Origin of the sequence: Dyadobacter sp. CY345 (genome assembly GCF_021502725.1) — a bacterium.
GTDB lineage: Bacteria > Bacteroidota > Bacteroidia > Cytophagales > Spirosomataceae > Dyadobacter.
On record NZ_JAKFFS010000001.1, the window covers coordinates 1,470,551 to 1,495,605 of the forward strand.

Annotated in this window: 22 protein-coding genes; 10 read left to right on the top strand and 12 right to left on the bottom strand. The window is 40.9% G+C overall.

Features of this window, described 5'->3' with window-relative positions; all coding sequences use genetic code 11:
- Positions 1–147: 147 nt before the first annotated feature.
- Complete coding sequence (locus tag L0657_RS06170; RefSeq protein WP_235149542.1) at positions 148–1,269, bottom strand: AI-2E family transporter; 1,122 nt, start codon at positions 1,267–1,269, stop codon at positions 148–150.
- A gap of 258 nt (positions 1,270–1,527) precedes the next feature.
- On the opposite strand from L0657_RS06170, the gene L0657_RS06175 reads away from it, so the two are divergent.
- Both L0657_RS06175 and L0657_RS06180 read left to right on the top strand, forming a co-directional pair.
- Positions 1,528–1,827: a hypothetical protein gene (locus tag L0657_RS06175; RefSeq protein ID WP_235149543.1), complete on the top strand. Its 300-nt coding sequence runs from the start codon at positions 1,528–1,530 to the stop codon at positions 1,825–1,827.
- A 57-nt stretch (positions 1,828–1,884) separates the two neighbouring features.
- Positions 1,885–2,925, top strand: a complete 1,041-nt coding sequence (locus L0657_RS06180) for an SDR family oxidoreductase (protein ID WP_235149544.1) — start codon at positions 1,885–1,887, stop codon at positions 2,923–2,925.
- 80 nt (positions 2,926–3,005) lie between these two features.
- On the opposite strand, the gene L0657_RS06185 is transcribed toward L0657_RS06180, so the two are convergent.
- From L0657_RS06185 to L0657_RS06200, 4 genes are all read right to left on the bottom strand, one after another.
- The gene (locus L0657_RS06185) at positions 3,006–3,806 is read right to left on the bottom strand and encodes an SDR family oxidoreductase (protein WP_235149545.1); all 801 of its coding nucleotides are present in this window, start codon (positions 3,804–3,806) and stop codon (positions 3,006–3,008) included.
- A gap of 92 nt (positions 3,807–3,898) precedes the next feature.
- Positions 3,899–5,179: an aminotransferase class V-fold PLP-dependent enzyme gene (locus tag L0657_RS06190; protein ID WP_235149546.1), complete on the bottom strand. Its 1,281-nt coding sequence runs from the start codon at positions 5,177–5,179 to the stop codon at positions 3,899–3,901.
- Between the two features lie 212 nt (positions 5,180–5,391).
- Positions 5,392–6,531, bottom strand: a complete 1,140-nt coding sequence (locus tag L0657_RS06195) for a VCBS repeat-containing protein (protein WP_235149547.1) — start codon at positions 6,529–6,531, stop codon at positions 5,392–5,394.
- A 102-nt stretch (positions 6,532–6,633) separates the two neighbouring features.
- Positions 6,634–7,338 (bottom strand): hypothetical protein, encoded by a 705-nt coding sequence (locus L0657_RS06200; RefSeq protein ID WP_235149548.1) that lies wholly within the window; start codon positions 7,336–7,338, stop codon positions 6,634–6,636.
- A 438-nt stretch (positions 7,339–7,776) separates the two neighbouring features.
- On the opposite strand from L0657_RS06200, the gene L0657_RS06205 reads away from it, so the two are divergent.
- Together L0657_RS06205 and L0657_RS06210 are read left to right on the top strand one after the other, a co-directional pair.
- On the top strand, positions 7,777–10,677 hold the full coding sequence (locus tag L0657_RS06205; protein WP_235149549.1) for a T9SS type A sorting domain-containing protein: 2,901 nt from the start codon (positions 7,777–7,779) through the stop codon (positions 10,675–10,677).
- Between the two features lie 175 nt (positions 10,678–10,852).
- Positions 10,853–12,388 carry a sulfatase gene (locus L0657_RS06210; protein ID WP_235149550.1) on the top strand — a complete coding sequence of 512 codons (1,536 nt, stop codon included), beginning with the start codon at positions 10,853–10,855 and terminating at the stop codon, positions 12,386–12,388.
- A gap of 157 nt (positions 12,389–12,545) precedes the next feature.
- Here the strand turns inward: L0657_RS06210 and L0657_RS06215 are convergent, their stop codons facing one another.
- The 6 genes from L0657_RS06215 to L0657_RS06240 form a co-directional block, all read right to left on the bottom strand.
- Positions 12,546–13,706, bottom strand: coding sequence for a PepSY domain-containing protein (locus tag L0657_RS06215; RefSeq protein WP_235149551.1), 1,161 nt, complete (start codon positions 13,704–13,706; stop codon positions 12,546–12,548).
- A 67-nt stretch (positions 13,707–13,773) separates the two neighbouring features.
- A complete protein-coding gene (locus L0657_RS06220) occupies positions 13,774–14,979 on the bottom strand; it encodes a DUF4374 domain-containing protein (RefSeq protein ID WP_235149552.1) in 1,206 nt (401 codons plus the stop codon).
- 50 nt (positions 14,980–15,029) lie between these two features.
- Positions 15,030–17,402 (bottom strand): TonB-dependent receptor, encoded by a 2,373-nt coding sequence (locus L0657_RS06225; RefSeq protein WP_235149553.1) that lies wholly within the window; start codon positions 17,400–17,402, stop codon positions 15,030–15,032.
- A gap of 239 nt (positions 17,403–17,641) precedes the next feature.
- Positions 17,642–18,859, bottom strand: a complete 1,218-nt coding sequence (locus tag L0657_RS06230) for a hypothetical protein (RefSeq protein WP_235149554.1) — start codon at positions 18,857–18,859, stop codon at positions 17,642–17,644.
- Positions 18,860–18,872: 13 nt separating this feature from the next.
- Positions 18,873–19,529 carry a hypothetical protein gene (locus tag L0657_RS06235; protein WP_235149555.1) on the bottom strand — a complete coding sequence of 219 codons (657 nt, stop codon included), beginning with the start codon at positions 19,527–19,529 and terminating at the stop codon, positions 18,873–18,875.
- Between the two features lie 85 nt (positions 19,530–19,614).
- A complete protein-coding gene (locus L0657_RS06240) occupies positions 19,615–20,154 on the bottom strand; it encodes an RNA polymerase sigma-70 factor (RefSeq protein ID WP_235149556.1) in 540 nt (179 codons plus the stop codon).
- Positions 20,155–20,333: 179 nt separating this feature from the next.
- Between L0657_RS06240 and L0657_RS06245 the strand changes: the two genes are divergently transcribed.
- Genes L0657_RS06245 through L0657_RS06265 form a run of 5 tightly spaced genes read left to right on the top strand, consistent with a single transcriptional unit; the run spans position 20,334 to position 22,773 of the window.
- Positions 20,334–20,657 carry a helix-turn-helix transcriptional regulator gene (locus L0657_RS06245; RefSeq protein WP_235149557.1) on the top strand — a complete coding sequence of 108 codons (324 nt, stop codon included), beginning with the start codon at positions 20,334–20,336 and terminating at the stop codon, positions 20,655–20,657.
- 6 nt (positions 20,658–20,663) lie between these two features.
- Positions 20,664–21,131 (top strand): SRPBCC domain-containing protein, encoded by a 468-nt coding sequence (locus L0657_RS06250; protein ID WP_235149558.1) that lies wholly within the window; start codon positions 20,664–20,666, stop codon positions 21,129–21,131.
- Positions 21,132–21,137: 6 nt separating this feature from the next.
- Positions 21,138–21,521 (top strand): DoxX family protein, encoded by a 384-nt coding sequence (locus L0657_RS06255; protein WP_235149559.1) that lies wholly within the window; start codon positions 21,138–21,140, stop codon positions 21,519–21,521.
- A gap of 11 nt (positions 21,522–21,532) precedes the next feature.
- Entirely contained in the window at positions 21,533–22,210 is a 678-nt protein-coding gene (locus tag L0657_RS06260) for a DNA alkylation repair protein (RefSeq protein WP_235149560.1), read from the top strand.
- The gene (locus tag L0657_RS06265; RefSeq protein ID WP_235149561.1) at positions 22,207–22,773 is read left to right on the top strand and encodes a DUF4256 domain-containing protein; all 567 of its coding nucleotides are present in this window, start codon (positions 22,207–22,209) and stop codon (positions 22,771–22,773) included. The genes L0657_RS06260 and L0657_RS06265 overlap by 4 nt, the downstream gene beginning before the upstream one ends.
- A 67-nt stretch (positions 22,774–22,840) precedes the next feature.
- On the opposite strand, the gene L0657_RS06270 is transcribed toward L0657_RS06265, so the two are convergent.
- On the bottom strand, positions 22,841–23,734 hold the full coding sequence (locus L0657_RS06270) for an NAD(P)-dependent oxidoreductase (protein WP_235149562.1): 894 nt from the start codon (positions 23,732–23,734) through the stop codon (positions 22,841–22,843).
- Between the two features lie 108 nt (positions 23,735–23,842).
- On the opposite strand from L0657_RS06270, the gene L0657_RS06275 reads away from it, so the two are divergent.
- Complete coding sequence (locus L0657_RS06275; RefSeq protein WP_235149563.1) at positions 23,843–24,943, top strand: DNA alkylation repair protein; 1,101 nt, start codon at positions 23,843–23,845, stop codon at positions 24,941–24,943.
- The last annotated feature ends 112 nt before the right edge of the window (positions 24,944–25,055 follow it).

Here is a 25,055-nt window from a genome sequence, read left to right on the forward strand (position 1 = left end):
TTGGATGAAACATATTGGCAATAAACTTTACTGCTAATATGTTTAAAGCCTCATAACCCCAAAATGGTATAAACAGATCATTTTTCAAATTGGCTCAAATGTCAACGGGATTCTCATTGTCGTAGAAAATCCAGTTGGCATTTACTGTCATTTTCCTTCTACTCCCGGCTTCGTTTCTATCGCGGCTTTTCTGCGAAAAGTGGAAAATACCATTGGGTTTTTAGCTGGCCTTTCGTCACCGAGTAAAACGCCCCATTGTTTAAAGATTTCCGTCCGATCAAAAATAACTTTGAGCACTGCGATGATGGGCATAGACAAAAACATTCCCGAAACGCCCGCGATGCTACCGCCAATGACAACACCGAGAATTGAAAACAGCGCATTTATTTTCACTTTCGAACCTACAATACGTGGCATGAGGATGTTGTTATCCAGGAACTGAACTCCGGCAATTACACACAAAACGGTGACAATTGGCCACAGTTCGGTTGAGGATGTAAGCGTAAGTAAAACTCCGATCACATTGCCAATCAGCGCGCCGATGTAAGGAATCAGATTTAAAAATGAGAAAATTACGCCAATAAGTAACGCGTGTTTGATACCTATAACCATCAGAATTCCGCCTAAAAGAATTGTCATGTAAGTCACCTGAATCAGTAAACCTATCAGGTAACTTTTAATGATCGTTTCTGTTTCATAAATGGCCTCTTTCACTTTTGGATGATTGCTTTCGTTGAACCACATAAAAATGAATCGCAGAAGAATGTCTTTATAAAAAAGGATCAGGTAGATATAAATAGGCAGCAGACCGACAAAGACAAATAACGAGCTCAATGTCACAGCAACACCACTCATCTTTTTTCCTGCAAAACTTACTACCTCATTGGTGTATTTATTGATAAAATCTAACTGCTCCTTGGCAGAGTAATGGCTAATGCTCGATACCCAGTCGCTAAGTGATTTTAAATGAATACTGACATTGTTTTTAATTCGTGGAAAATCTTCAACCAGGTTACTGACCTGTGCGGAAAAAAACCAGACGATTCCTGCCAGAAAAATAACGAGCATTAATATAGGTAGGACGATTGCCAGCGCCTCAGGGAATTTATTCCTCTTCAAAAAACGAAAAACCGGGAGAAGTACCAGGCTAATGAAGAATGCCATAATCACCGGCATGATAATATCGCTGCCGATCACGAGGATAGTTCCGAGTAAAAAAAGGCCAAGTAATTCGATCGAGCGTTTGACAGTTAGAGGTATTTCATTCATTTGTAGATTTATTTAATTGGTGCAGGATTTGTTTTAATAAAATAAAAAAATATTAGTCAATCTGAAAGCCCGTTGCGAATGTAAAGTGGTTTGGCTCTTGTTCAGTTTTTCTCAAGACAGCTTAATTATTTTATGTTTTTTAACACAATAAAAGTGTACCATCAATAATTATCGGCTTTTTAGGAGCGAAAATCCAATTCAAAATAATTATTCAGGAACAATTCTTTTAGCGGCGCTGCAAACAAACTTTAATTCGATATGAAAACTATAAAAAACAGCATAGGACTTTTGGCAGTTGCAGCAATGTTGGTATGCGGTTCTTGCGCTCAGGAGAAAACTTCGGACTCAGACAGCGGATCAGATTCTCAAACAACGCCCAATGATAGTTCTGGAGCGGAAAGTAACAGAGCGCTCGGTGTTGATGGAGATAATCAAAATGATGTTCCGGGCTACCCGTCAAATCAGTCTAATCTAAACAGTGACTCAACGAGAATGTTGCACGATGTTGATACAACAAAAAATGGGGTGACAAAGGATAAGCCAAATAAGCATTTGTAAATGGTATTCCATTGATGGTTTAATAATTAAAGCTAGATTTTCATAAAAATACAAATCATGGAAAATGCAGGAAATACAATGCCATTAATATCCAAAAAAACGGCAATGTTCGCCGCGTTAGGTGTGGGGTTATTCGCTTTGGCGAAAGCTGTTTACAACGAAATGACGAAGTATGAACTGCGGGGAAAAGTTGTTCTGATTACCGGTGGCTCCCGGGGGCTTGGACTGGCGATGGCCCGGGAACTAGCGGCCAAAGGTGCGAGGATTGTGATTTGTGCAAGAAATGAAGATCAACTGGAAGACGCCAAGGAGGATTTGCTAAGAAGAGGAGCGGATGTTCTCGCACTCGAAGCCGACGTGACGATTCAGGACGATGTTAACCGAGTCATCCAGAGAATACTTAATCGGTTTGGTCAGCTGGATGTTGTCATTAACAATGCCGGAATGATGATGGTCGGCGCGGAAGATGTGATGGATGTGGAGGAGTATAAGAAAGTGATGGACAGCAATCTTTGGTCGGCATTGTACACGATTAAAGCGGCCTTGCCACAATTCCTGCAACAAGGGGAGGGAAGGATTGTCAATATCTGTTCCATAGGAGGGAAAATCGCGGTACCGCATATGCTCCCGTACAGCGTGAGTAAATTTGCGATGGTAGGTCTCTCGGAAGGTTTAGGAGCAGAATTGAAGAAGGATAATATTCATGTTACTACCGTTATTCCAAATCTGATGCGCACCGGAAGTCCTCGAAATGTTTCGGTAAAGGGCGATCATGGTGCTGAATATGAATGGTTTAAGCTGGCGGATTCCTTGCCTATACTTTCTCAGAACGCAGATGATGCAGCGAAGGAAATTATCCAGGCATTGGAAAATGGAGCAAATGAGGTTATTCTTACTCAAACTGCAAAGGTCGTTGTTGCCCTGCAAGGAGTTATCCCTGGCGGCATGACCTCCATTATGCAACTCGCAAATCGTTTTCTTCCAAAAAGTGGAAATGATCATGAAGTGAAAAGAGGCTTTGAGAGCGAGACCAAGTTATCGAAAAGCTGGCTTGCCTCTCTGACGGATGACGCCGCTGTGAAATTTAATGAAGTCTAAATTTTAATATCAGAAAAAAATCTCCGTCAATAAATGGCGGAGATTTTTTTGTTTATGTTATCTGGAAAATTTGGTTCTTTTTAATCGTGACCTACCGGTTTTTGTTGTTCATTCATCAAATGGGCCACCGTAGCGTCAGGCGTAATCGCTGTCATCGCCATCTGAACCTTATTCTTAAATCCTGAAATTACCTGATCTTTTCCAGCCATCAGTGCGTCATAACCGTCTCTTGCCACATCAGCCGGATCTGATAATGCATCTTTATCCTGAACTGCTTTACTGGCATTCATGTCAGCTTTGTTGAAAAAGTCAGTGTCGGTTGCACCTGGTAAAAGCGCTGTTACCGTAATATTTTCGTAATCTTTGAGCTCTTCTCTTATAGCCTCAGAAAATGAAAGCACATACGCTTTTGTTCCGTGATACACCGCCTGCCACGGGCCCGGTACTTTGCTCGCAATTGACGCCAGATTTAAGATTTTTCCTGAATTGCGCAGCAGCATATCTTGCAGAAATGACTTCGTAAGAATCGTTAACGCAGCGATATTCAGATCAATAATATTCAGCTCACGATTGATGTCCGTATCTTTGAATTCGCCATAAACACCCTGTCCGGCATTATTTACGAGCACTTCAATATTAATGTCGCGTCTTTTCACCTCGTCATACAAGGAAAAAGCTTCATCCCGGTTAAAGAGATCACGAACTATTGTGATCACATCAACCGAATCCGTTGCCAACTGACTTGCTGCCGCCGATAACTCTGCTTCATTTCTGCCCACGATGACTAAATTATATTGATCTTTCGCAAACAATTTTGCCAGTTCAAATCCTATTCCGCTCGTAGCTCCTGTGATCAAAGCATATTTTTGTGACGTTACCATATTTAATTTATTTAGATTAAATTGTTGATGATTTCGCCATGTCTTAAAAATGCTATGCCTGAAGTGTCCGATGTGCTATTTCAATTAGTCATTTACGCCGACAGACTTCCCAGCGCTTTGACCAATTTGTCGATATCACTCATTGTGTTATAAATATGTGGGGCAATGCGGATTCCTCCGGTTGGCGCCGTCGCGATGCCATGAAGCTCATATAATTTCTGCGCGACTTCCGAAGGTTTCTTTCCGGGCAGATTAATGTTCGTAATGCCCGCACTGAATTCGTCGGATATTGGTGTTATGAACGTAATAGATGGAATATTAGATTTAATCTGGTCTTTCAGATAGTTGTTCAAGCTGAAAATTCTTGCCTGAATCTGTTTTTTACCTATGGTTTGGTGAAATTTTACGGTATCCGAAATTCCGGCAAGTGTTGCATCATTGCGCTGGCCTAACGCACAATATTTTTCATCAACAGACAAGGTATCATCCTTCCAACCTACGCTGACTATGTTAGGCCACAATTTTGCCATATTTTCTTTTTTGACATACAAAATTCCGTTTTCCAGCGGGCCCATAAACCATTTATGCGTGCTGCCTGTATAAAAATCGCAGGCCATTGCTTTCAGGTCAAGATCGACTGCACCGAAGGATTGAGCTCCGTCTACAAGGGTAAGAACATTTTTATTTCGCGCCATTTCGCAGATCAGATTTGCTGGAAGGGCGATGCCGCTGGTGTTTGAGATATGTGAAAAGCCAATCAGTTTTGTCTTGGGCGTGATCGCATCGATGAATGGTTTGACAAGATCAGCAACGGATTGCGGATTGCCCGGAACACTGACTTTTACTACTGAAAAACCATATCGTTTCGCACGTTGCTCCCAGGCCAAACCGTTGGAAGGATGGTTTTGGTCCCAGAGAATGATCTCGTCGCCCGGTTTTAAATCAAAGCCGTTGACAATAATATTATTGCTTTCAGATGTATTTCGGGTGATTCCAATTTCGTCCGGACTAACTCCGGTAAACTGCGCCAAAGCTGATATCGCCAGTTTTCTGTCCTCGGTAAATTGTTTGCGATATTGAAATGAAACATCTTTTGACAATCCGGTCAGACTTTCAGATACTTTCAAATTAACCGGCGCAGGTGCCGGACAGAGATTCGCCGCATTAAGCATAATCAGATTGGAAGGAACGGCAAATTGCTTTTTAACCTGCTCCCAATATTTTTCATCAGGGGCAGAATGAGACGTAAGCTTCTGGATTTCATCTGGTTTCGTATAGGCGAAGGACGGAAACGCCAATGCTGCCAGCGAGCCTGCACCCAGATTTTTTAAAAAATTTCTCCGCTCTTTTTCAGTCGTAGTAGTGTTCAACATAGGATACGCTACAGGAGTGATGGTATTATTAAATCAAAAATTTGACTTATCCCTTAAAGTGCGGCGTAAAAGGAATGTATTTACAATATCTTAAATTCCTGTCAGAATTTGTTAATGGAGAGTGGATAATACTGCCAGTAATTTTTTTTTGTAAAAAAAAAAGCTTCCGTAAAACTTGTTCACAGAAGCTTTGTATTTTTTATTGAAAAACGTTATTTCCCTTCGTTGAAGAAAATAGCAAGGCCGTCTTTGCCAGCTACAATGATATCTTTCCTTCCGTTATTCCGGAGGTCGGCGACTGAGAAATAAATTCCTGCTCCCTTTCCCTCGCCATAAAGGCCGTAACTGATAAAGTTCTTGGTGAAAGATTCGCCATTCCATTTAAAATAATATAATCCCACCGGATCAAATTCTCCCGGATCATTCCCGTTATGCGCCCTGAAACGTTTGCCGGTTATCAACTCATTTTCTCCGTCATTATCAATATCAACCCAAGCCATTGTATGGTATTGCGACTGAAAAGGATCGATAGCATGTTTGACAAAACTGATCGATTTTCCATTTCGTTTTTGTTCATACCAGTCCAGCCCATACGTATGTCCTTGTCCGACGATAATATCATTTAAACCATCTTTATTAACGTCAGTCACGATAATGGGAACACTTGCGTCACCCAATTTGAAATCGGAGTGAAGTGTCCATGGCTTGGTTTTACGGTCTTCGGGAGCTTCCAGCCAGCCGTCAGCAACAATGAAATCACCTCGGCCGTCGCCGTTAATATCGCCAAATCCCAGACCATGACCGTGCGTATCCGCTACTTTGGTGGCTGTAAATTTTCCGGTTGCCTTCTTGTTTTGATCCCGGACCATGGTATAATAAACCAAAGGTAATTTAGGTGTATTGGGCACAATTTCTTCAAAACCGTCGCCATCGATATCCCAGGCGCGGGTCGTTTCAATATTTCCGGTTTCAAATAATTCATGTTCGGTCCACTCGCCGTTGGTTCCCGGATTTTCGCGCCAAAGGAGCTTTTTATTAAACCATCCGCCGGTGATATAATCCATTTTCCCATCGCCGTTCACATCATACGGAACCGTAGAAAAATCATCAAAGTATTCGCTGACGCGTTTGATCTGACCAATTAAATGTCTTTTTTGATATAACGGGCCTTCATACCAATAACTTCCCGAAACGATATCAGGTACTTTGTCTCCATTCACATCAAAAACTCCGGCAGATTCGGCGCTTTCCGATGCGATCATTTGTTTCCTGAAAAAGAGCTGTTTAAGTGCCTGTGCAGATAATTCCTGAGTAATAGTAAGGGCGAGAAAAAGAAGTATAAATTTCGTCATTTTATTTGTATCGAAAAATCGTTTTAGAGTCACAATCAAAAGCGATTTTTTGATATAAATACTTGATATAAAAATAATTTCAGAGAGATGTTTGTTTTGTCATTATAAGGATTGGCAATATTCCAGAAGCTTCACGATATCATTTTCTTTCAAAAAATCGGTGTTGTTGTCTTTTATGAAAGATGATATTTTAGTCCGATGGCCTGGAAATATTTTTATAAAATTAACCCGGTTCGCAGACGAAAATCTGAGGTTTTGATCAATCAAGTAATAGATGGACTTTTTTCGCAGCAGCAGTTTGTCATTTGTCTCTAACTTCTGCATCTCTCCATTACTGTTTGAAAAATGGGAATAACTTGAAATGGCCGAAGTTTCTGAATATTCGCTATAGCCGGCATATTTTTCATGACCCATGACCAGGAGCCTTTGTTGTTTTCCCAGTTTTACCTTTTCAAAATCTCTGATTGCCTGCACATGTCCGTGGCTGCGATCGAAGTAAAAAATATCGGAATTAATACTGATTTTTTTTACGTAATCATTGTCTCTGAGCAGTAGTGTGTCTTTTTGGGGTGTGATGAACTGAATTTCTCCATGAAAAAGGCTGTAATTCAGAGAAGCTATGGAAATTGTTCCATTTCTGAAATGCACTTTCCCTTCATAAAACTCATCGTACAGATACCGATCCCTCACCGGGACATTTTTAGTAATGTCAGAGCCATTTTTCAACTTCATCACCTTACTTGCGAGCTGTGCAGAGGTTGTTGTGCTGACTGTAAAAAGGAGAAATAGTAGAGATAGTAATTTCATCAGTCTGATCCGGATGGATGACGATCCAGACTGTGTAATATAACTATATGTACATCAAATTTAATGATTTCGTGTAAAAAAAATCTTCCCAGGTTTCGACAAAAAGGAAAAGTTAAGAGATGAAAGATGTCGTAATAAGTTCGTTTATGATGTTGATACATATAAATATTCAAACATTCAAACTTTTTATTCGTTTAAGCGTAATTCGATTAAGACATGATATTTTTCTTGAAAAAACTTGAATCAAAGCAATAAATGCGAGATTTTCTACACGTATGGTAGCAGTTCGTTTCGATTTCAGATTATTTTATTTATAAAATTTTATAAATAATACTAGGAAAACAAAATTTGTATTCTACCAGTGAGAACGAGCAGAAGAATGACCTTTGTGGAATTAAAAATGGTGGTTGTATACCGCCTCTCACACAAAAATAATATATGTATAAATTATCCACATCGATTGTTCTTTTCTTACTTTTCGCATTACTTGTAACAACTGAATCCCGGACCCTTGCCGAGGGAACGAAAGAAATCTCTCCAAGGTCAGGCAGTATTTCTGCACTGGTTTTAATGCCTGATCGAAATACTGGTTCTTACAAAGGTTCGCCTGATGATAACCGTATAAAATTCAACATAGCTTCCACTAACGAAAAATTCTACTACGGTTTTAACTGGCAGGAATATGGTTCTTCAACAGCAGTTGGAACGGATATGTACATCCGGATTTACACGCCAAATGGTACGCTTGCAGCCGGACCCATTCAATTACCTAACTCAGGAGACGGCTACATTTCCTCCTATACTCGTGCCGTGAACGGGCCAAACCTGGGCAACATGACGAATGGTTATGATGCAAAAGTTTTCGTTCCAACGGTTACTGGAGAACATTACATTGAAATTTATCGAAGTGCTGATAAAGGAAAAACGCAGGTTGCAGCGGCAGAAAATAATGATTCGAGAAGTAAATCGCCATATTTCGATCTTACGGTTGCAACATCTAATGGAGAAAAGAAGCCGGGAAGGGTTTTCTGTAAAAAATGGGGTTTTGTAGCAGTAAATTCAAATTTTGGCCCAGACGCTAACGCCTCGGCTTCTCCAACAATTTATTCTTACTCCACGGATGAAACGATTTTGAAAGTTACATTTGAATATGGCTTCAAGCCTATTGCTTATGATATCGCTTTGAATGATTATGGTGTTTCAAACAATGGAAACTGGCTTGAAGATCGTAAATCAATTAATTCGGCAGATTCGCCTGCCCTGGTAGGAGGTTACAAACTATTTCTTAACAGCCCGGAGCGCTCATTGTATCCGGTGACGCCAATCACATCATCGGCGCAATTCGCTTCTGTGCCGGTGACTGGTTGCGGTGGCGGTTTTGCCTTGCATTTTGTTATGCCGGCAGCAGGAGACGCACGTTTATTGCTTGACGTTAACGGAAAAGCAGGGTTCGACGAAGGTACTACGGACAGGATTATCGAAGTTCCGAATGCAAAAGCAGGAGATAACACAATTGCCTGGGATGGTAAAGATGGCTTGGGAAATATTGTAAAATCCGGTACCGCGATGTCGATCAGCGCGGTTTATCAGCGTGGCCGTTTTAACATCCCTATTTACGATGCAGAAATTAATGCAAACGGTTTTAATATTGAAACCATCGCACCGATTAGTCTTCCAAATAACAAGCTGTACTGGGACGACAGTGCTTTGAAAAATGTTGGAACAGGTAATTGTAACACAAATAACGCGCAGAACAATTACACCGGCGCAGGTTTGAACCGTACACTTTTGGGTTCACTTTCGCCGACACATGCATGGAATGGTGACGGAAATTTAAAGCTGACTTTACCAGCGCCGTCTGTGGGCGGTAATGACGACAATGGATTTCAGTGTGATGACTTTGGAAATGTTAGGGTGATCAATTCGTGGGGTTGGGCGCTTCAATCGTCTTCTTCCGCAACGACGCTGACTTTTGGATGTTTTTCATTGAGCGGAAACGTATTTCATGATGCCGACGGTTTGAAAAACAATTTGGTCAATCACACGGAAGCAGGAACTGGAACTAATGTTTCAGGCGTATTAAACGCAATATTGGTTGGTATGGACGGGAAAGTTGTAGCCTCTGTTCCTGTTGACGCTGATGGTAAGTATTCATTCAATAATATTATTGGTTATACTTTTGATGTCATTTTAAGCACTACACCCGGTGTAGTAGGCCAGGATGCGCCAGCGGCGCAGTTACCGACGGGCTGGATGAATACAGGCGAACAGGCTGGGGAAATTACGGGTACCGGGATTGATGCTGTAACGGATGGTAAAATCCGGATCACGGTAACTGGGAATACAACAGATATTAATTTCGGGATTGAACAGCCTCCGGTTGCTGACCCTAAGACCTACGTAGCGCCAAGTTCTGCATTTACTTCTAATCCGAATGGTTATCCTGCGATCTCAGGTTTTATGGCTGTGGCTGCAACTTCACTGGACGGCGGTTACCCGAATAAGGGCTCTTTGTCAGGAAGTGATGCAGAGGACTGTGCAAAGGCTGGAAGCTGCAACAATGCTAAAACTTTTGTGATAGAGTCGGTCAATGCGAATACCAGGGTATATTACAATTTTGGATCTGGCCCGGTTGAGCTTACGGCGGGCACAATTATTCCGGATTTTGATGTTACCAAAATTGTGATTTACGGACAATCTGGTTCAGGAACGAATGGCGATCCTTTCGGATTTACGTATGCGCTGACCGATGCAGCAGGTGTGAAAAGCGCACCGGCGACTTACAGTATAACAACGAATACCCCGCTTCCGGTTACGTTGATTTCTTTTGAAACCCAGAAAATCGAACAGAAAGCTGTAATAAACTGGATTACAAGCGAAGAAACAAACAGCGACTATTTTGAGGTTCAACGCAGTACGAATGGAAAATCGTGGTACGGTATTGGCAAAGTTGAGGCTGCGGGAGAAAGTAAGATCAGCCATACTTATAACTATACAGACAAACAACCGAAAACAGGTGAGAATCTTTATCGTCTGAAAATGGTAGATCGTGATGGTACTTTTGCTTACAGCAGAATCAATAGTTTGAATTTTGAATTTGGTTTCGAAACTTCAATTTATCCAAATCCGGTAAGTGATCAGCTGCACCTGAAAGCAACAGACTGGGCTCAGGTAAAAAGCATTACTATTTTCGATCTTAACGGAGCTAGTGTTTATACTTCTGGTGCAACGCCGTCAGATGTTATAGATGTGAAAAATTTGAACCCTGGAATGTATGTTATCCGAATTCTGCAAACAGATGGTTTGGCTGCTACCCATAAAATGGTTCGTCTTAAATAATCAACCCTTTTTTTATTTTGTAAAACAGCTTTCCGGATTTGGGAAGCTGTTTTTGCTGCTTAACGTTATATTTTATTATTCCGAAATGTTTAAACTTAGCATCCAGGCATTAGATCGATTTTAAATATATCTTTACAATTGAACCACCTTGTTGATATTTTTTTAATTCCTAAACATGAAAAAAATAGTTTCAATAATTCTTTGCTTAATAGGTTTCCAGTCAGCTATTTTCGCCCAAACGAGAGAGCGTCCGAACATTGTTTTTATATTTTCTGATGACCACGCTTATCAGGCGATTGGTGCTTATGGAAATAAGATCGCGAAAACGCCAAATATTGATCGCATTGCCAGAGAAGGGGCTTTACTTAAAAATAACCTGGTCACAAATTCCATTTGCGGACCAAGCCGCGCGACTTTACTCACCGGAAAATACAGCCATATCAATGGTTATAAAAATAATGACAGAACCAAATTCGATATTACGCAGCAACTATTTCCTGATCTGCTCCAAAAAGGTGGTTATCAAACGGCCTGGGTTGGGAAACTGCATTTAAACAGTCTGCCAACTGGATTCGATTACTGGAATATTTTGCCTGATCAGGGCGTTTATTATAATCCACAATTTATCACAGCGCCAAATGATACCATCAGAAAACAGGGCTATGTAGCTGATCTTATCACGGAAAGTTCCCTGGACTGGATCAATAAACGTGATGAGAAAAAACCATTTTTTCTGGTGGTTGGACAAAAATCAGTGCACCGGGAATGGTATCCTGACTTGCAGGATCTGGGTGCCTATGATCATATCGATTTTCCTTTGCCGGAAACTTTCTATGATGACTATACCGGAAGAGCCGCCGCAAAAGATCAGGACATGAGTATTGAAAAGACAATGCGTTTGAAAGAAGATTTAAAAGTGCATCTGGACTATGAGAAAGTGCCTGGCTATAAATTTTTTCCGGAAGAGAAAAAGAAAGTACTAAGAGATTATTACGACAAAATAACCAGGGAATTTGATGATAAAAAGTTGTCTGGAAAAGCGCTGACAGAATGGAAATACCAGCGTTATATCAAAGATTATCTGGCAACGGCCAATGGTCTGGATCGCAATATTGGAAAAATTCTGGATTATCTGGATAAGACGGGTTTGGCTACAAATACAGTGGTGATCTATGCTTCTGATCAGGGCTTTTACATGGGCGAGCATGGCTGGTTTGACAAGCGTTTTATTTATGAAGAGTCATTGAAAACGCCTTTCGTGATCCGTTATCCGGGCGTTATCAAACCAGGAACAAAGGTTGATCAACTTGTCTCAAATATCGACTGGGCGCCGACTGTTCTGGATCTGGCCGGCGCGAAAATCCCGGAAGCAATTCAGGGGAAATCGTTTCTTCCGTTGCTGGATAAAAATGCAAAAGCAAACGTTCCATGGCGTGAGGCTGCCTATTATCACTATTATGAATTTCCTGAACCTCACCATGTTTATCCGCATTTTGGTGTCAGAACGAAACGGTATAAGCTGGTAAGATTTTATGGTGGGATTGACACCTGGGAGTTGTTCGATCTTGAAAAAGATCCACGCGAAATCAGAAATATGTATGCAGAAAAGTCAAGTGAGGCAGTTGTGAAAGATCTTAAAAAACAACTGAAATCGCTGATTGTTCAGTATAGAGATTATGACGCACTAAAAATTTTAAATAGCGAAAAATAGCTTCGGCATTTGTTTATGACGGCTGATTAAATAAAAAATGAATATAATCAAAGAGGATCTGGCCACATGGACCAGATCCTCTTTGATTTATATCGTATTTTGAATTGATATGGTAAAAATTCAATATCGATTTTTATCCTGAATCGAGACCTGATTTTTAGACTTGCGTTTGATATGAAGTTTTCAGTCTCTTTTGCTTCTTAGATTTTCCCCATTTGCTCTTTCCCCACCAAACGTATGCGCCGGTTAAAGGCAGGGTGGCACAAATAAGACTTACAATAAAATAGATAATTTTTGTTGCGATGCCGCCGATAGCACCCACGTGTGTGGCATAATTTGTACGCCTGATCCAATCCGCCAGATTTAATTTGTCGATATGAACCTGAGATGAAGGAAGTTCAGCCAGTGTATACTGGTCAAGATAAACGTAACGCCAGGATCCATGATGCATGTCGGTACATAACTCAATGGGCTCTGAAGGTTCATCCGGGAAAGATATGATGATGGCGTCCTTGTTATAAATACCAATCTGGCTTATACCTTTTTTAAAGGCAAGATCAACATTTCTCATCCCGATATTAGGTATGATTTTGGTTGTATCCGAAGTTGAATTGACATACGGAGCCTGTGAATTTCCACCGGAACTTAGCCAGTAAATACCTTTTGAAACCCATGCAAAGCCCATAGCCAGGCCTGTGATCGTGATAACAAGTGCGACAATCAGGGAGTAGAAGCCAAGCACATTATGCAAATCGTAATTAATCCTTTTGAATTTCGCATTCCATTTAATTTTGAAACTTTTATCCCGGTTCGCTTTATTCCATCTTTTTGGCCACCATAACACCAACCCTGAAATAAGTAATATGAAAAATATCAGCGTGGCATATTCAACAATTTCAGCACCAATATTCAATTCTCCTCTTTTAGCTTCAACCCAAAGCGAGGTATGCCCGTCGAGAATAAAGTGAAAAAAATTCTCCTCGCTGACGATCCCAACAATTGACGCATTATAAGGATTAACGTAAACAGCCGAATCAGAATTCATGCTTAGCTTTGCCGTTCTGCCGTGTCCGTAGTACCATATACCGGTTATTTCTTTTCCCGGAAATGAGGGGGCAACTTTTTCCTTAATCACCGAAGGAAGCAAATAGGGTGCATTATCAGGTCGCTCTGCGTGAATCCAGGGCTGTGTGAAATATTCAAATTCCTGCTCAAAAACCAATATGCAGCCGGTCAATGCAACGATAAAAACGATAATGCCGGATGCGAGTCCCAGCCATAAATGAAGCCAGGCATTTATTTTTTTCAGAATTGTCATGGAGCAGGAGATTTTCAACCTGTCCGGATTTTGGCCGGCCAGGTTGTTTTATTATAGATATTTAGGCTTATCTCATTTTGTCAAGGCGAAGAACCCAGTCGTAACCGCCAACGATTTCAAGGCCGGTTTTCACTGTTTGCGCAGCGATGTCGTAGATATAGACATAATCTTTGCCGGTTTCAGCGTTGGTGATCATGAATACTTTTCCATCTTCAACAATAATATTCTGGATATAAGCATCGCCGTCAGCAGGAATCTCTGTCAGTTTCTTTGTGATTTTCCCGGTTTCAAGGTCCATTACCGCGAATACATAAATGTGCGTAGTACCAGTGATTGCAGGATCAATATATTTTAAAATCGCTTTTGTGCCGCCGATATACCAAAGTCCGACACCCTCATAACCCAGGGTCGACTGGTTCACTGTGTAACTTGCGTCCAGTTCAGTTGTTCCTTTTTTGATTCTGTAAATTGCAGATTGTCTGCCGGAAATGCTGCTCCATTCAACATTGGTAGCAAAATAGGTATTACCATTATCATCGACAAAAGATGAAGATAACCATAATTTGTTTGTACCCGGACCAGCCGATGTTGTACTTTCTAGCGTCTTTTCATATTTTAACGTTGCATAATCTACAACGCCGATGTAGGTTTTCTTCTGCCATGGATTCGGCCATTCGGCAGTATATCCAAACTGAAAAAATACTTTGCCGTTTGTGAACTCAATATTGCCAAGGCTGAAATCATTGAAGCCCGCCGGAACTGCCGGTGCATCCAAAACGCCGTTTGTCATTTTCAGTGTTTCAATATCTACCACCGAATAATGTACTTTATCCTGATCTCCGTTTGTTCCGATCAGAAAAAGAGTTTTGTCATTGATCCAGGTAAATCCGGAAACATCGGCCATGTGGGTATATGGCACTTCAAGGACGGTATTATAAAGTTCTTTTTCGTATTTGAACTTTGAAAAACGTCCGCTCGTGGTGTTGTAGTAATAATAATATCCTCCTTTTGTGATGATACCGTAGGCAGATTTTCCGGTAACTTCTGCGCCATGACCGGTCAGATCAATCGTGCCCTCAGTTAAGGAATTAGCGCCCAAAACATATTGCGTAGTATTCGGCCAGCTGCCAATTTGCAGCCAGACAGTATATTTTCCCTGCGTTTCTTCAACCGGATCGACAATTTCTTCATCGTCGTCGCTTGAACAGGAATTCAGCACAGGAATAAGTGCGAGAGCAAACAGAAATGTGTAGCGTCTGAAATTTTTAAACATGGTTATTTTATGGATTTTTATATGGTTCTGAGAAAAAAGAAAAATTGAACTTAGTGTATGAAATAGCGCAGTTTTACAGAAAATGCACGGCCGGGTTTCTGTAAACGAAAATTGTCAAACGCCAGATTATTTGTGAAATTCCTGCATTCAAGTGATACGTTGTATCTGCCATTGTTCCATGAATTGGAGATCGAAGCATTATGAATGTACTGGTCGGGAATGGTACTTTTCCCTGCCTTGTTACCGTACGCTTCCCAAGTCAGGTAAAACCAGTGGACATATTGCGTACTCAGGTTTAGCTGCATTCGGGATGCTTTTCCGAGGATATTATTCTGGCCGATACTAAAATCTCCGTTTGCAAAAAGCCAGGGCTGGTTTGGTATTTTATTTAGATAGGTTGCTTCGGGCGTTCCGCTGGTCACGCCAACCGGATATTTGGTATTATTGATCGCGTTTTGATAGCTGACATTTGCATTGAAGTACAAAAGGTCGCCGTAGTTGTATTTCACATCGCCTTCCAGGCCGGTAACTTTTACTTTTGACGTATTTTCAAAACGGCTTACGCTCGAATTTGATTTGTAAACTACTGCGTAAATGAAATCATTGGCATTTCGGTAGAACCAGGATCCTTCCACAAATAACTTGTGCTTATCAACCGTGATACCATAATAAGCGCCAACGTTTAAATTGTTGCTGGATTCCGGTTTCAGATCCAGATTGGCGATCACGGTATATCCGTTTCCGAACATTTCTCCAACTTCCTGCAAACGGTATGCTTTTTCGAAAGAAGCTTTGATGCCTAGATCCGGCAAAATTCTGAACCGGCTTGCGACGCCGTAACCCGTGTAAGTTTGCGAATCATTCGCCTGTGCATATTCGCCGGAAGCAGTAACCAGTCTCGATTGCTGAACGCCGATGTTATACATCTTTCCAAAAATCGTATTAGTCAGCCGGTCGTTCAAAAGATTTTGCTGATAAGCAGCGCCGATAATATTTTTTGAAAGAATACCCGGAATATCCGCCCGGTCGCTGATGAGCTCGTTGTAGTTTTCGTTTTTCAGATGATCAAATGTGTAGTTCAGATTGAATGAATGAACTTTTGATAAAGTGTAGCCCAAATTGGCACGAACAAAAGTTCTCGGACGGTTGATGTTGGTAATCGCTTTTGACCCGTTTATTTCAGCCAGACTCGTCTTAACCTTTGACCCATCCCAATAATATTTGTAACTGGACGTATCTGTGACTACATAATTATCTACCGATCTCGATGTAAAAACATTAGCGTTCAGTCCTTTAACAAAAAGATTATCTTTCCGGTAACGTGCCGATGCATTGTAAGCATGACCGTTTTTTGTGACAGCACCATATACCACATCCTGCCGGGTACCAGTTTGAATATCCTGTTCAGTGCCGGAGTAGGAGAAGCCAACGAAAAATACGTCCGCCCATTTTTTATTGATCACGCCAAGCTCAATCTGTCCCATGGCAGATTTATATTGATCATGAAAACGCCTGAAATCTTTGTTGACATATTTGTATTGCGCCTCATCCCAGATCTCCATACCACGCATGATATAGTTATTGTCAGAATAATTTCCGAAGGCACTTGCTTTGATAATCAACCCGTTGGCTGTGCTGTATTGTCCGTTCAGCGCAAGTCTGTGTGTATTAAAAGATCCGAAACTGTAACTGGCATCCAGATAATTATTGACATGTTGATTGGTTACAATATTCACAGCCCCTCCAAGCGCATCCGAGCCCAAACTCACCGGAACGACGCCCTTATAAACTTCCAAACGTTCAGCAAGGTTTACAGGAATATTGTTCAGCGACATCGTACTTCCCATCAGTTCAAGTGGCACGCCGTCGATAAAAAATTTCACAGCTTTTCCCGAAAGACCGTTGATGGAGAAATTGAAATCCGATCCCAATCCACCTTCTTCACGTACCCGCACACCGGCAGTTTTATTCAATACCTGGTTCAGATCCGCGGTAGTATTGGCAAATTTTTTCGTTTCAATCGCGTTGACCGTAAAAGCCTGTTCCTTTATTTCCTGCGTTTCATTTTTTCCATGAACCGTAACTTCGTCCATGTTCCGGGTATCGTTTTTTAGAAAAAAATCAACGGTATGCCCCTGCCCATTTTTTATAGTAATCGTTTTTGACTGCGTGATCTGTCCGACAGAAGAAGCGATAATTGTATAACTTCCCGGTTTTGAAACATCAATTTTATAGAAGCCTTCGGCGTCAGTAATCGTGCCAGAAGAAGTTCCTTTAATTGTCAAATTAACACCGGGAATTGAGTTTCCCTCCTCTGATTGTACTGTTCCTGAAATGGTTATCAAAGTCTGCGCATTGGCAACTGAGCCAAGCAAGACCAAACTTGTTAAGAAAATGGAGCGTAGAAGTCTGCCTGAATACATTGGGATAAATGTTCTGAATATGCGTTAAGCCGGAACAGTCGTGAACTTATTCCAACCTTTTCTTTTGAGAAGTAGCACAAGCAAATATTTTCCGAAGGTGGGAAACGAATATTTTTTTCGCAGATCTGGGAATCGTTTGAATTTCCTGTTTTGTTATTAATAAAAACAAAAAGCTGCCTGACCCAGAATCTTAAATCCCGAATCAGTCAGCTTTGTCTTCGTTTATGTTAATCTAATAGTTACGGCAGATCTTCATGTAATTTCTCAATCCGCAGAATATAATCGATATCATCCTTGATCTTCAGCCCTTTCGTCAGGGTGTCCTCTTTTGGGTTATAAATCCAGATGTAATTGCCGCTTTCAGAATTTATCGACAAATAGACCAATCTATTTTCAACCAAAACACACTGGCGCGAAGTCCCCTTGTCTAACGGAAGATCAAGCTTTTTAATCGTTTTTTTATTGAGGTCGAGTAGGTAAAATTCGATGTGTGGCACTTTGTAATGATCTTCAACACCTGTAAAAAGATCTTTTCTTTCACTTCGGATCATGGCTTTTCCATTGCCAATGTCCCAAAGGCCATAAGCATGATTTTTTATGGATTCGGAAATGTTCCAGTAAAAAGTGCTGTCCAGCTCATCGTCATTTTTTTTGATTCTATACAAAGAAGTTGGCTGGTCAGGGTTATTTCCAAGGGCAATTCCGGGGCACGCCAGCAAATAAAAATCACCTTTTTGATCAGTGAAAGTATTTGGTTGGGCAGTATTAGCACCGCCGGGATAGGTGGACCGACTATCTTTAATAGTTTTAATTGGCTTTAAACCGGGATAAGTCAGTCTATCGAAGTAAACCGTATCCGTTGTTTTGAAATGGGTTGGCGAAATTTCGTGGTAAGTATAACCCAAAAAAAGTTTGTTTTTTTTAAGCATTGAAAAACCAATCGACATCGAGTTGAATGGCGATTTTGGTAGTGAAACAGGTAAATTTCCCGTTTCCGCTTTCATCGTTTCCACATTGATACGGGCATAACTGAGCCTGGAAGTTTTGCGGTCGTAAGAAGCAAGAAAAACCGTATCCGAATGAACCCAATTGTAATTATCGAAATAACTCATGCCGGGCAACGCAACTGAATCAACCGGAGTATACTTATTTTTTATAACCGCATATTTCAGAAAAAAGTTAGTTTTCCTTTCCAGACGATAATAAAATCCGTCTTTCACAATGAGGTCATACCAGATTTGTTTCGGATAAGTGCGGGCTCCGCTTTTAACAGGATCAAGTTCTCCCGACGACAGGTCGTCAACCTGGTTTATGTATTCCCGGGAATCATCGGCCATCGTATAAATACTATACTTCTGACGCACAGATGTCTGTTTTTCAGAACAACTAAAAAGAAAGGTAAAAGACAGTAGAACGAAGATTTTTAACGTAGTCAGGTTGCCGTGGGCACGATTCATTTTGAAGAATATTTCAAATATTAAACTGATCCATAATCTGCCTTTTTACAATTGGCGGAAGTCCCATCAGCAGTTTTTCGTCCATCACAATCAACTCATTATCTTTATTATTCCGGTAATTCAGCGCAATGTATGTTTCACCCTTTTTGAAATTCATTTTCCCGGTGTTGTTTTTGTTTTCACCGCACACGTCGTTGAAGGAAAGCAGTACATCCTTTTTAGGGCTGATCAGTATGGCTCCACAAAAATCAATCAGGCCACTTTCGGAATTGATACTTGCGTTACTTTCCGGAGCGAGTGAAATGGTATAATCCACCGAGTGAATTTCTTTATTTACGGGTGCAGGTTTGCTTGCCAACCTTAAAACCGTGTCTTGCGTTTTATGTTTTAATAAAAAAAAGGAAATTATAAGTAAGATCGCAGCACTCGCAGCAGCAGAAATATAAACTGATCCTTTGCGGAATTTAAAAATCCTGTTTTCCGCAGAAGGTAATGCAGAAGATATATCTTGCCACATTTCAGCTTCTACTTTTTTTTTATTGAGGTCGTCAGGCAGAGAAATATCAAAATCGGTATCATCATCCAGAAGCCAGTTTTCAACCATAGCAGACTCTTCCGGAGAAGTTTTTCCCGATTGGTATTTTTCAATAAGCTCCTTACTAACCCTCATTTAAGCTGCTTTTCGTAACGCGCAGAAGTACTTTTTAGTAAAAGTAGCATATCTGATCGATTTACGAAGCAGACAATTGATAAAATCAATAGGAATATTCCGGAAGGTTGGATTTAAGAGAAGTTACGGCTTTTGAGATGTGATATTCGACCGCTCTCTCTGAAATTAAAAGGTCCGAGGCGATCTCTTTGTTGGACAGGCCTTGTTCGCGGCTCATCTTAAAAACCCTTCGACACTGGGAGGGGAGGTTTTCAATAAGGGAACTGATCCGCTCAGAAAGACTGCGTGCCATCACTTCATTTTCCGTGAAGTTCAACGAAGACGTTTGGCTGGCAATGATATTTTCAAGATGTTGTTCCCTGATTTTCTTATTACGGATAAACTCGAAAACCTTGAATTTTGCAGAGCGGACCAGATACCGTTCCACAGACTGATTAATTTCAAGCTCTTCCTTCCGCTCCCAGAGCGACTTAAAAATTTCCTGAACCATTCCTTTCGCAGATTCGGAATCACCCAGATTTGAATAACAAACGGTAAAGACTTTTTCCCAATACAGATTGTAGATTTCCTTAAAGGAATCTTCATCAATTCTGAAAGCGATTTTGTCGGGCGAAATGTAACTCATAGGTATGGAAAGTCCTTTGTAGACTAACGGCTCACAAATATAGTTTCTTATTTATATCTAGTCCAAATAATTAAACAATATTTTGGAAATAGATTCTTTTTGGGAAGAAATAAATTAAATCATAAATAATTTGCGTAGTCAAATGACTACATGTATATTCGTAGTCAAATAGCTACATAATGAATTTAAGAAGAGATGTATTTCAGGCGATTGCAGATCCGACGAGAAGAGCGATACTGATACTGGTTGCCTCGCAATCGATGACGGCAGGAGCGATCGCCTCAAACTTTGATACTGCCAGACCGACTGTGTCAAAACATTTGCAGATACTAACCGAGTGTGAATTGCTTCAGCAGCAGCAAAACGGACGGGAGGTTTATTACCAGATCAATGCAACGAAGATGAAAGAAGTAGCCGATTTTATTGAACCATTCCGCAATATGTGGGACGACAGGTTTAATAAACTTGAAGCCATCATGAAGCAGTATAAACCAGAAAAATAATAACATATGGAGCGGAAAACCAAAGTCGATGCCGAGGCGGGGAAACAGGAAATCCTGATTACCAGAGAATTTGATCTGCCTGTGGAGTTGCTTTTTAAGGCCTATGTCGAGCCGGAAATTGTCGAGCAATGGATGGGAACGAAAGTGTTGAAACTTGAAAGTGAAAAACATGGCAGCTACCAGTTTGAAACATCGGATCCGCAGGGGAATGTTGTGTTTCGTGCCAATGGCACCATTCCAGAGTTTATTGCTAATCAGAAAATTACCAGAACTTTTGAGATGGAGAACACACCATTTGCTGTGCAGCTTGAATTTCTGGAATTTGAAAAACTTACTGAAAATTCGAGTAAACTTATCATGCAGATTATTTACAGATCGGTTGTATTAAGAGATCTCATGTTGAAAATGCCTTTTGCGCAAGGACTGAATATGGCACATAACCGCTTGCAGGAAATTGTGAGTCAATTAAAATAATAGATCATGTCAAAGAGAAATAAAATTATCTATTGGGTCGCGACCCTCTGGCTTGCTTTGGGCATGTTGTCAACCGGCGCCGTTCAGCTGATTAAAATGGAAGAAGAGGTTGATATGATGGCGCACCTGGGTTATCCGCTTTATTTCCTCACAATTATTGGCGTTTGGAAAATACTCGGCGTCGTAGCGATACTTGTTCCGAAATTCCCTTTGGTCAAAGAATGGGCCTATGCAGGGTTCTTTTTTGCCATGTCAGGCGCAATATTTTCTCATCTTGCCGCTGGTGATAACGGAAAGAACTTTTTCGGTCCGTTATTATTATTGATTTTGACAGTAATATCCTGGTATTTCAGGCCTTTGGATAAAAAAACCGGTTTTATAAATCAATAAATGTCGTTGATATGACACTTCAAGAAACGCTTTCTCAGCTCGAAACGCTCGGCACTGAAAAAATGCGGGATTTTAATAAAAAACATGGTGTTGGCGATAACCAGTTCGGCGTGAAAATGGGCGATATAAGAGCATTGGCGAAAAAAATAAAGACCAATCATACGTTGGCTCTGGAACTTTGGAATACAGAAAATATTGATGCGCGCTTCTTAGCCATTCTGATTATAAATCCGAAAAAGCTTTCAATGGAGCAGCTTGCGACTATGGTTAAATCGGAAAAATTCACGCATGTTGCAGACTGGTTATATTCGTATGTAATAAAAGATTTTCCGGAGACGGAGTCCTTTCGTAAGGATTGGATGAATTCTGAAAACGTGATGGCCGCCAGGGCAGGATGGAGCCTGACAAGTGGCTGCGTGGCCAGAAACCCAGAGTTACTCGATTTGCCAGCGGTTCTTGACAGGATAGAAGAGGAAATGGCTGATGCCGCGCCGGAAGTTCAGTGGACTATGAATTCAACTTTGGCAAATATTGGCATCCGTTTTCCTGAACATCGCAGCCGTGCACTTGCAATAGGAGAGAAGCTGGGTATTTATCGAAACTATCCAGTATCAAAGGGTTGCACTTCGCCGTTTGCGCCGATATGGATCAATGAAATCGTTGGAAGGTCAAAAACACAAGTATCATGAAAAACAATAAAAAGGATCTATCGGCAGAACATTGCGATCAATTGTTTGGTATTCTAAAAACCCGTTTTGAAAAAAATGCAAAACGGCATGAAGGTCTGGAATGGGTAAAGGTGCAGGAAAAAATCGCTGCAAATCCGGATAAACTCTGGTCGTTGGATAAGATGGAAGAAACTGGTGGAGAGCCGGATGTGATCGGTTTTGATGAAAAAACGGGTGAATATATTTTTTGTGATTGTTCGACGGAAAGTCCTGGTGAGCGACGAAGTTTTTGCTATGATCTGGTGGCTCTCGAATCAAGAAAGGCGAATAAACCGGCCGCTAGTGTTGTAGAAATGGCGGAGGAAATGGGTATCGAACTTTTATCAGAAGAGCAATATCATCAATTACAGCAGATTGGAAATTTCGATTTGAAAACTTCGAGCTGGTTGAAAACGCCTCCTGAAATCAGAAAACTTGGCGGCGCTATTTTCGGCGACCGTCGGTTCGAAAGGGTTTTTATTTATCATAACGGCGCAGATTCTTACTACGCGGCGAGAGGATTTCGGGGTTTATTAAGAATTTAAAGTAACCCGATTATTGAAAACCGCTTCGACTGCGTGAAGCGGTTTTCAATAACAAGAGGTGTGAAAATTACTCCGGCTGCTCCAAATGTTTAATGATCGCAATAAGATCCTGATCTCCAAGTTTTTTCTCTGCCTGACGGAAAGATTCATACGCAGCCTCACCAAGCGGTGTGTTCAATCCCTGATCCAGTGCTAATCCAAGGTCTTTGCGAATGTGTTTCAGGTAAAATGCCGGCTCAAAATTATTATTCAGAATGGCTTCTCCTTTCGTTTTGGTATACAGATTTGCCAGCGCGCCGTTGTTAATGATTGTCAAAAAATCTTCAACCTTGATATTGTTTTTCTTTGCGAAAACGACTGCCTCTGCCAGGCCCTGTGTATAAAATCCAATCATCGAATTCACTGCCAGTTTAGCTGCGTTTCCTGCGCCCACTCCTCCGACAAGCAAGGTAAGTTTACCTAGTTTTTCAAATATCTCTTTTACCCTTTCATACACATTTTCCTCTCCACCCACCATGATAACCAACTGGGCAGTCTCAGCCTGTTTGACACTTCCTGAGACAGGAGCATCAAGGTAATGGTTGTCGTGGTTACTGCAAAGAATGGACATTTCCTTACTGATGGCAGAGGAGACGGTGCTCATATTGATGATGATTTTTCCACTTGTTTCTGCGCTCAGCAAACCGGCATCTCCGAGAAAAATATCATGGATCGCACGATCATCCGAGACCATCACGATCACAACATCCGACTGTTCAATCAAGGAAGCAGGCGAGGAGGCTGTCCGCGCGCCTTTTATAGTCAATTCATTTTCTTTATCCTTACTGCGGTTATAAACGGTCAGTGCATATTCCGCTTTGATAAGGTTATCTGACATCGGAACGCCCATTTTTCCTAAACCTATCCAACCTATTTTTGTCGTATTCATATCTGTTATTTCGTTTACAATGCGATCTTGCATAGGGATTGATTATTCATCTACCTGCAAAATGATTTTACTGATTATTTTTGTTCCTCAAAAACCAAACCAACACATTATACCCGCCACTCACAATAAATTATTGAAATTATGAGTCTGATCAAAGACATATATTCTCCCTCGTTTTACGACAAATTTGCTGACGTCCTTTCGGAAACTGTACCATCTTTTGATAAAGAAAAATTCCTGCAACTTATTTTCAATGAACATTTTAGGTCCATGGAGTGGAAGGAGCGTATGAAACATACCACAACGGTTTTCCATGAATTTATGCCAGGAGATTTTTCGAAAGCTGTCAAAATAATTCAGAAAGTAATATCCGGATTGAGGAAAAATAAATTTACCGATGACAATCTGGCTTTCATCTTTTTTCCTGATTATATAGAAGTTTACGGAATTGATGATCTGAAAACATCCGCAAACGCTTTTGAATTTATAACACAATTCATCAGCTGCGAATTTGCCGTGCGACCTTTTATTTTAAAATACGACGAGAAGATGCTGCGGTTTATGTACAACTGGTCTCAACATGAAAGTCCGAAGGTCCGTCGCCTCGCGAGTGAGGGAAGTCGTCCGCGATTGCCCTGGGCCATGGCGATACCGGCATTAAAGAAAAATCCAGAGGCTATTTTGGCCATACTCGAAAATCTGAAAAATGATCCTTCCGAATCTGTAAGAAGAAGTGTGGCCAACAGCCTGAATGATATTGCAAAAGATAATCCTCAGATCGTACTTGCCATAGCCGAAAAATGGAAATCAACGAGTAAAGAAACCGATGCGATTATCAAACATGGCAGCCGCACTTTGTTGAAGCAGGGACATTCAGAAATCCTCAGACATTTTGGTCTGGATAGTACAAATATTTTGATTAGTGATTTCAAAATTCTGACGCCAGAAGTGAAAATTGGCGAGAGTGTCGAATTCTCGTTTTCGGTTAAAAATGATACTGACGTGGCGCAGATTATCCGATTGGAATATGCGGTCTATTACTTCAAGTCGAATGGACAATTATCAAAAAAGGTTTTCAAAATCAGTGAGAGAGTTTTTCAATCACGCGAAACTACGCAGATTCACAGAAAACAATCTTTTCGTCTCATCACAACACGCAAGTTTTACATCGGGCAGCATAAGTTGTCAGTAATCGCAAACGGTAGCGAGAAGGTAGGAAATGTCTTTGAACTCGTTGATTAATAACGTTTAGAATTATTTATCCTTTGCTGTTTTGTTTATGTGCTGAGTTTCGGTTGTGAATAATAATCTAAATGTGCCAATCTGTTAACAGCGGCTTAACATTGTTGATGGT

Coding starts and splice junctions, on each gene's coding strand:
- L0657_RS06240 (WP_235149556.1), bottom strand. CDS start 20,154: ATGAGTTACATTTCGCCCGACAAAATCGCTTTCAGAATTGATGAAGAT.
- L0657_RS06260 (WP_235149560.1), top strand. CDS start 21,533: ATGACACTTCAAGAAACGCTTTCTCAGCTCGAAACGCTCGGCACTGAA.
- L0657_RS06245 (WP_235149557.1), top strand. CDS start 20,334: ATGAATTTAAGAAGAGATGTATTTCAGGCGATTGCAGATCCGACGAGA.
- L0657_RS06270 (WP_235149562.1), bottom strand. CDS start 23,734: ATGCAAGATCGCATTGTAAACGAAATAACAGATATGAATACGACAAAA.
- L0657_RS06225 (WP_235149553.1), bottom strand. CDS start 17,402: ATGTATTCAGGCAGACTTCTACGCTCCATTTTCTTAACAAGTTTGGTC.
- L0657_RS06175 (WP_235149543.1), top strand. CDS start 1,528: ATGAAAACTATAAAAAACAGCATAGGACTTTTGGCAGTTGCAGCAATG.
- L0657_RS06190 (WP_235149546.1), bottom strand. CDS start 5,179: ATGTTGAACACTACTACGACTGAAAAAGAGCGGAGAAATTTTTTAAAA.
- L0657_RS06185 (WP_235149545.1), bottom strand. CDS start 3,806: ATGGTAACGTCACAAAAATATGCTTTGATCACAGGAGCTACGAGCGGA.
- L0657_RS06235 (WP_235149555.1), bottom strand. CDS start 19,529: ATGAGGGTTAGTAAGGAGCTTATTGAAAAATACCAATCGGGAAAAACT.
- L0657_RS06205 (WP_235149549.1), top strand. CDS start 7,777: ATGTATAAATTATCCACATCGATTGTTCTTTTCTTACTTTTCGCATTA.
- L0657_RS06170 (WP_235149542.1), bottom strand. CDS start 1,269: ATGAATGAAATACCTCTAACTGTCAAACGCTCGATCGAATTACTTGGC.
- L0657_RS06265 (WP_235149561.1), top strand. CDS start 22,207: ATGAAAAACAATAAAAAGGATCTATCGGCAGAACATTGCGATCAATTG.
- L0657_RS06215 (WP_235149551.1), bottom strand. CDS start 13,706: ATGACAATTCTGAAAAAAATAAATGCCTGGCTTCATTTATGGCTGGGA.
- L0657_RS06250 (WP_235149558.1), top strand. CDS start 20,664: ATGGAGCGGAAAACCAAAGTCGATGCCGAGGCGGGGAAACAGGAAATC.
- L0657_RS06230 (WP_235149554.1), bottom strand. CDS start 18,859: ATGAATCGTGCCCACGGCAACCTGACTACGTTAAAAATCTTCGTTCTA.
- L0657_RS06200 (WP_235149548.1), bottom strand. CDS start 7,338: ATGAAATTACTATCTCTACTATTTCTCCTTTTTACAGTCAGCACAACA.
- L0657_RS06180 (WP_235149544.1), top strand. CDS start 1,885: ATGGAAAATGCAGGAAATACAATGCCATTAATATCCAAAAAAACGGCA.
- L0657_RS06255 (WP_235149559.1), top strand. CDS start 21,138: ATGTCAAAGAGAAATAAAATTATCTATTGGGTCGCGACCCTCTGGCTT.
- L0657_RS06220 (WP_235149552.1), bottom strand. CDS start 14,979: ATGTTTAAAAATTTCAGACGCTACACATTTCTGTTTGCTCTCGCACTT.
- L0657_RS06275 (WP_235149563.1), top strand. CDS start 23,843: ATGAGTCTGATCAAAGACATATATTCTCCCTCGTTTTACGACAAATTT.
- L0657_RS06195 (WP_235149547.1), bottom strand. CDS start 6,531: ATGACGAAATTTATACTTCTTTTTCTCGCCCTTACTATTACTCAGGAA.
- L0657_RS06210 (WP_235149550.1), top strand. CDS start 10,853: ATGAAAAAAATAGTTTCAATAATTCTTTGCTTAATAGGTTTCCAGTCA.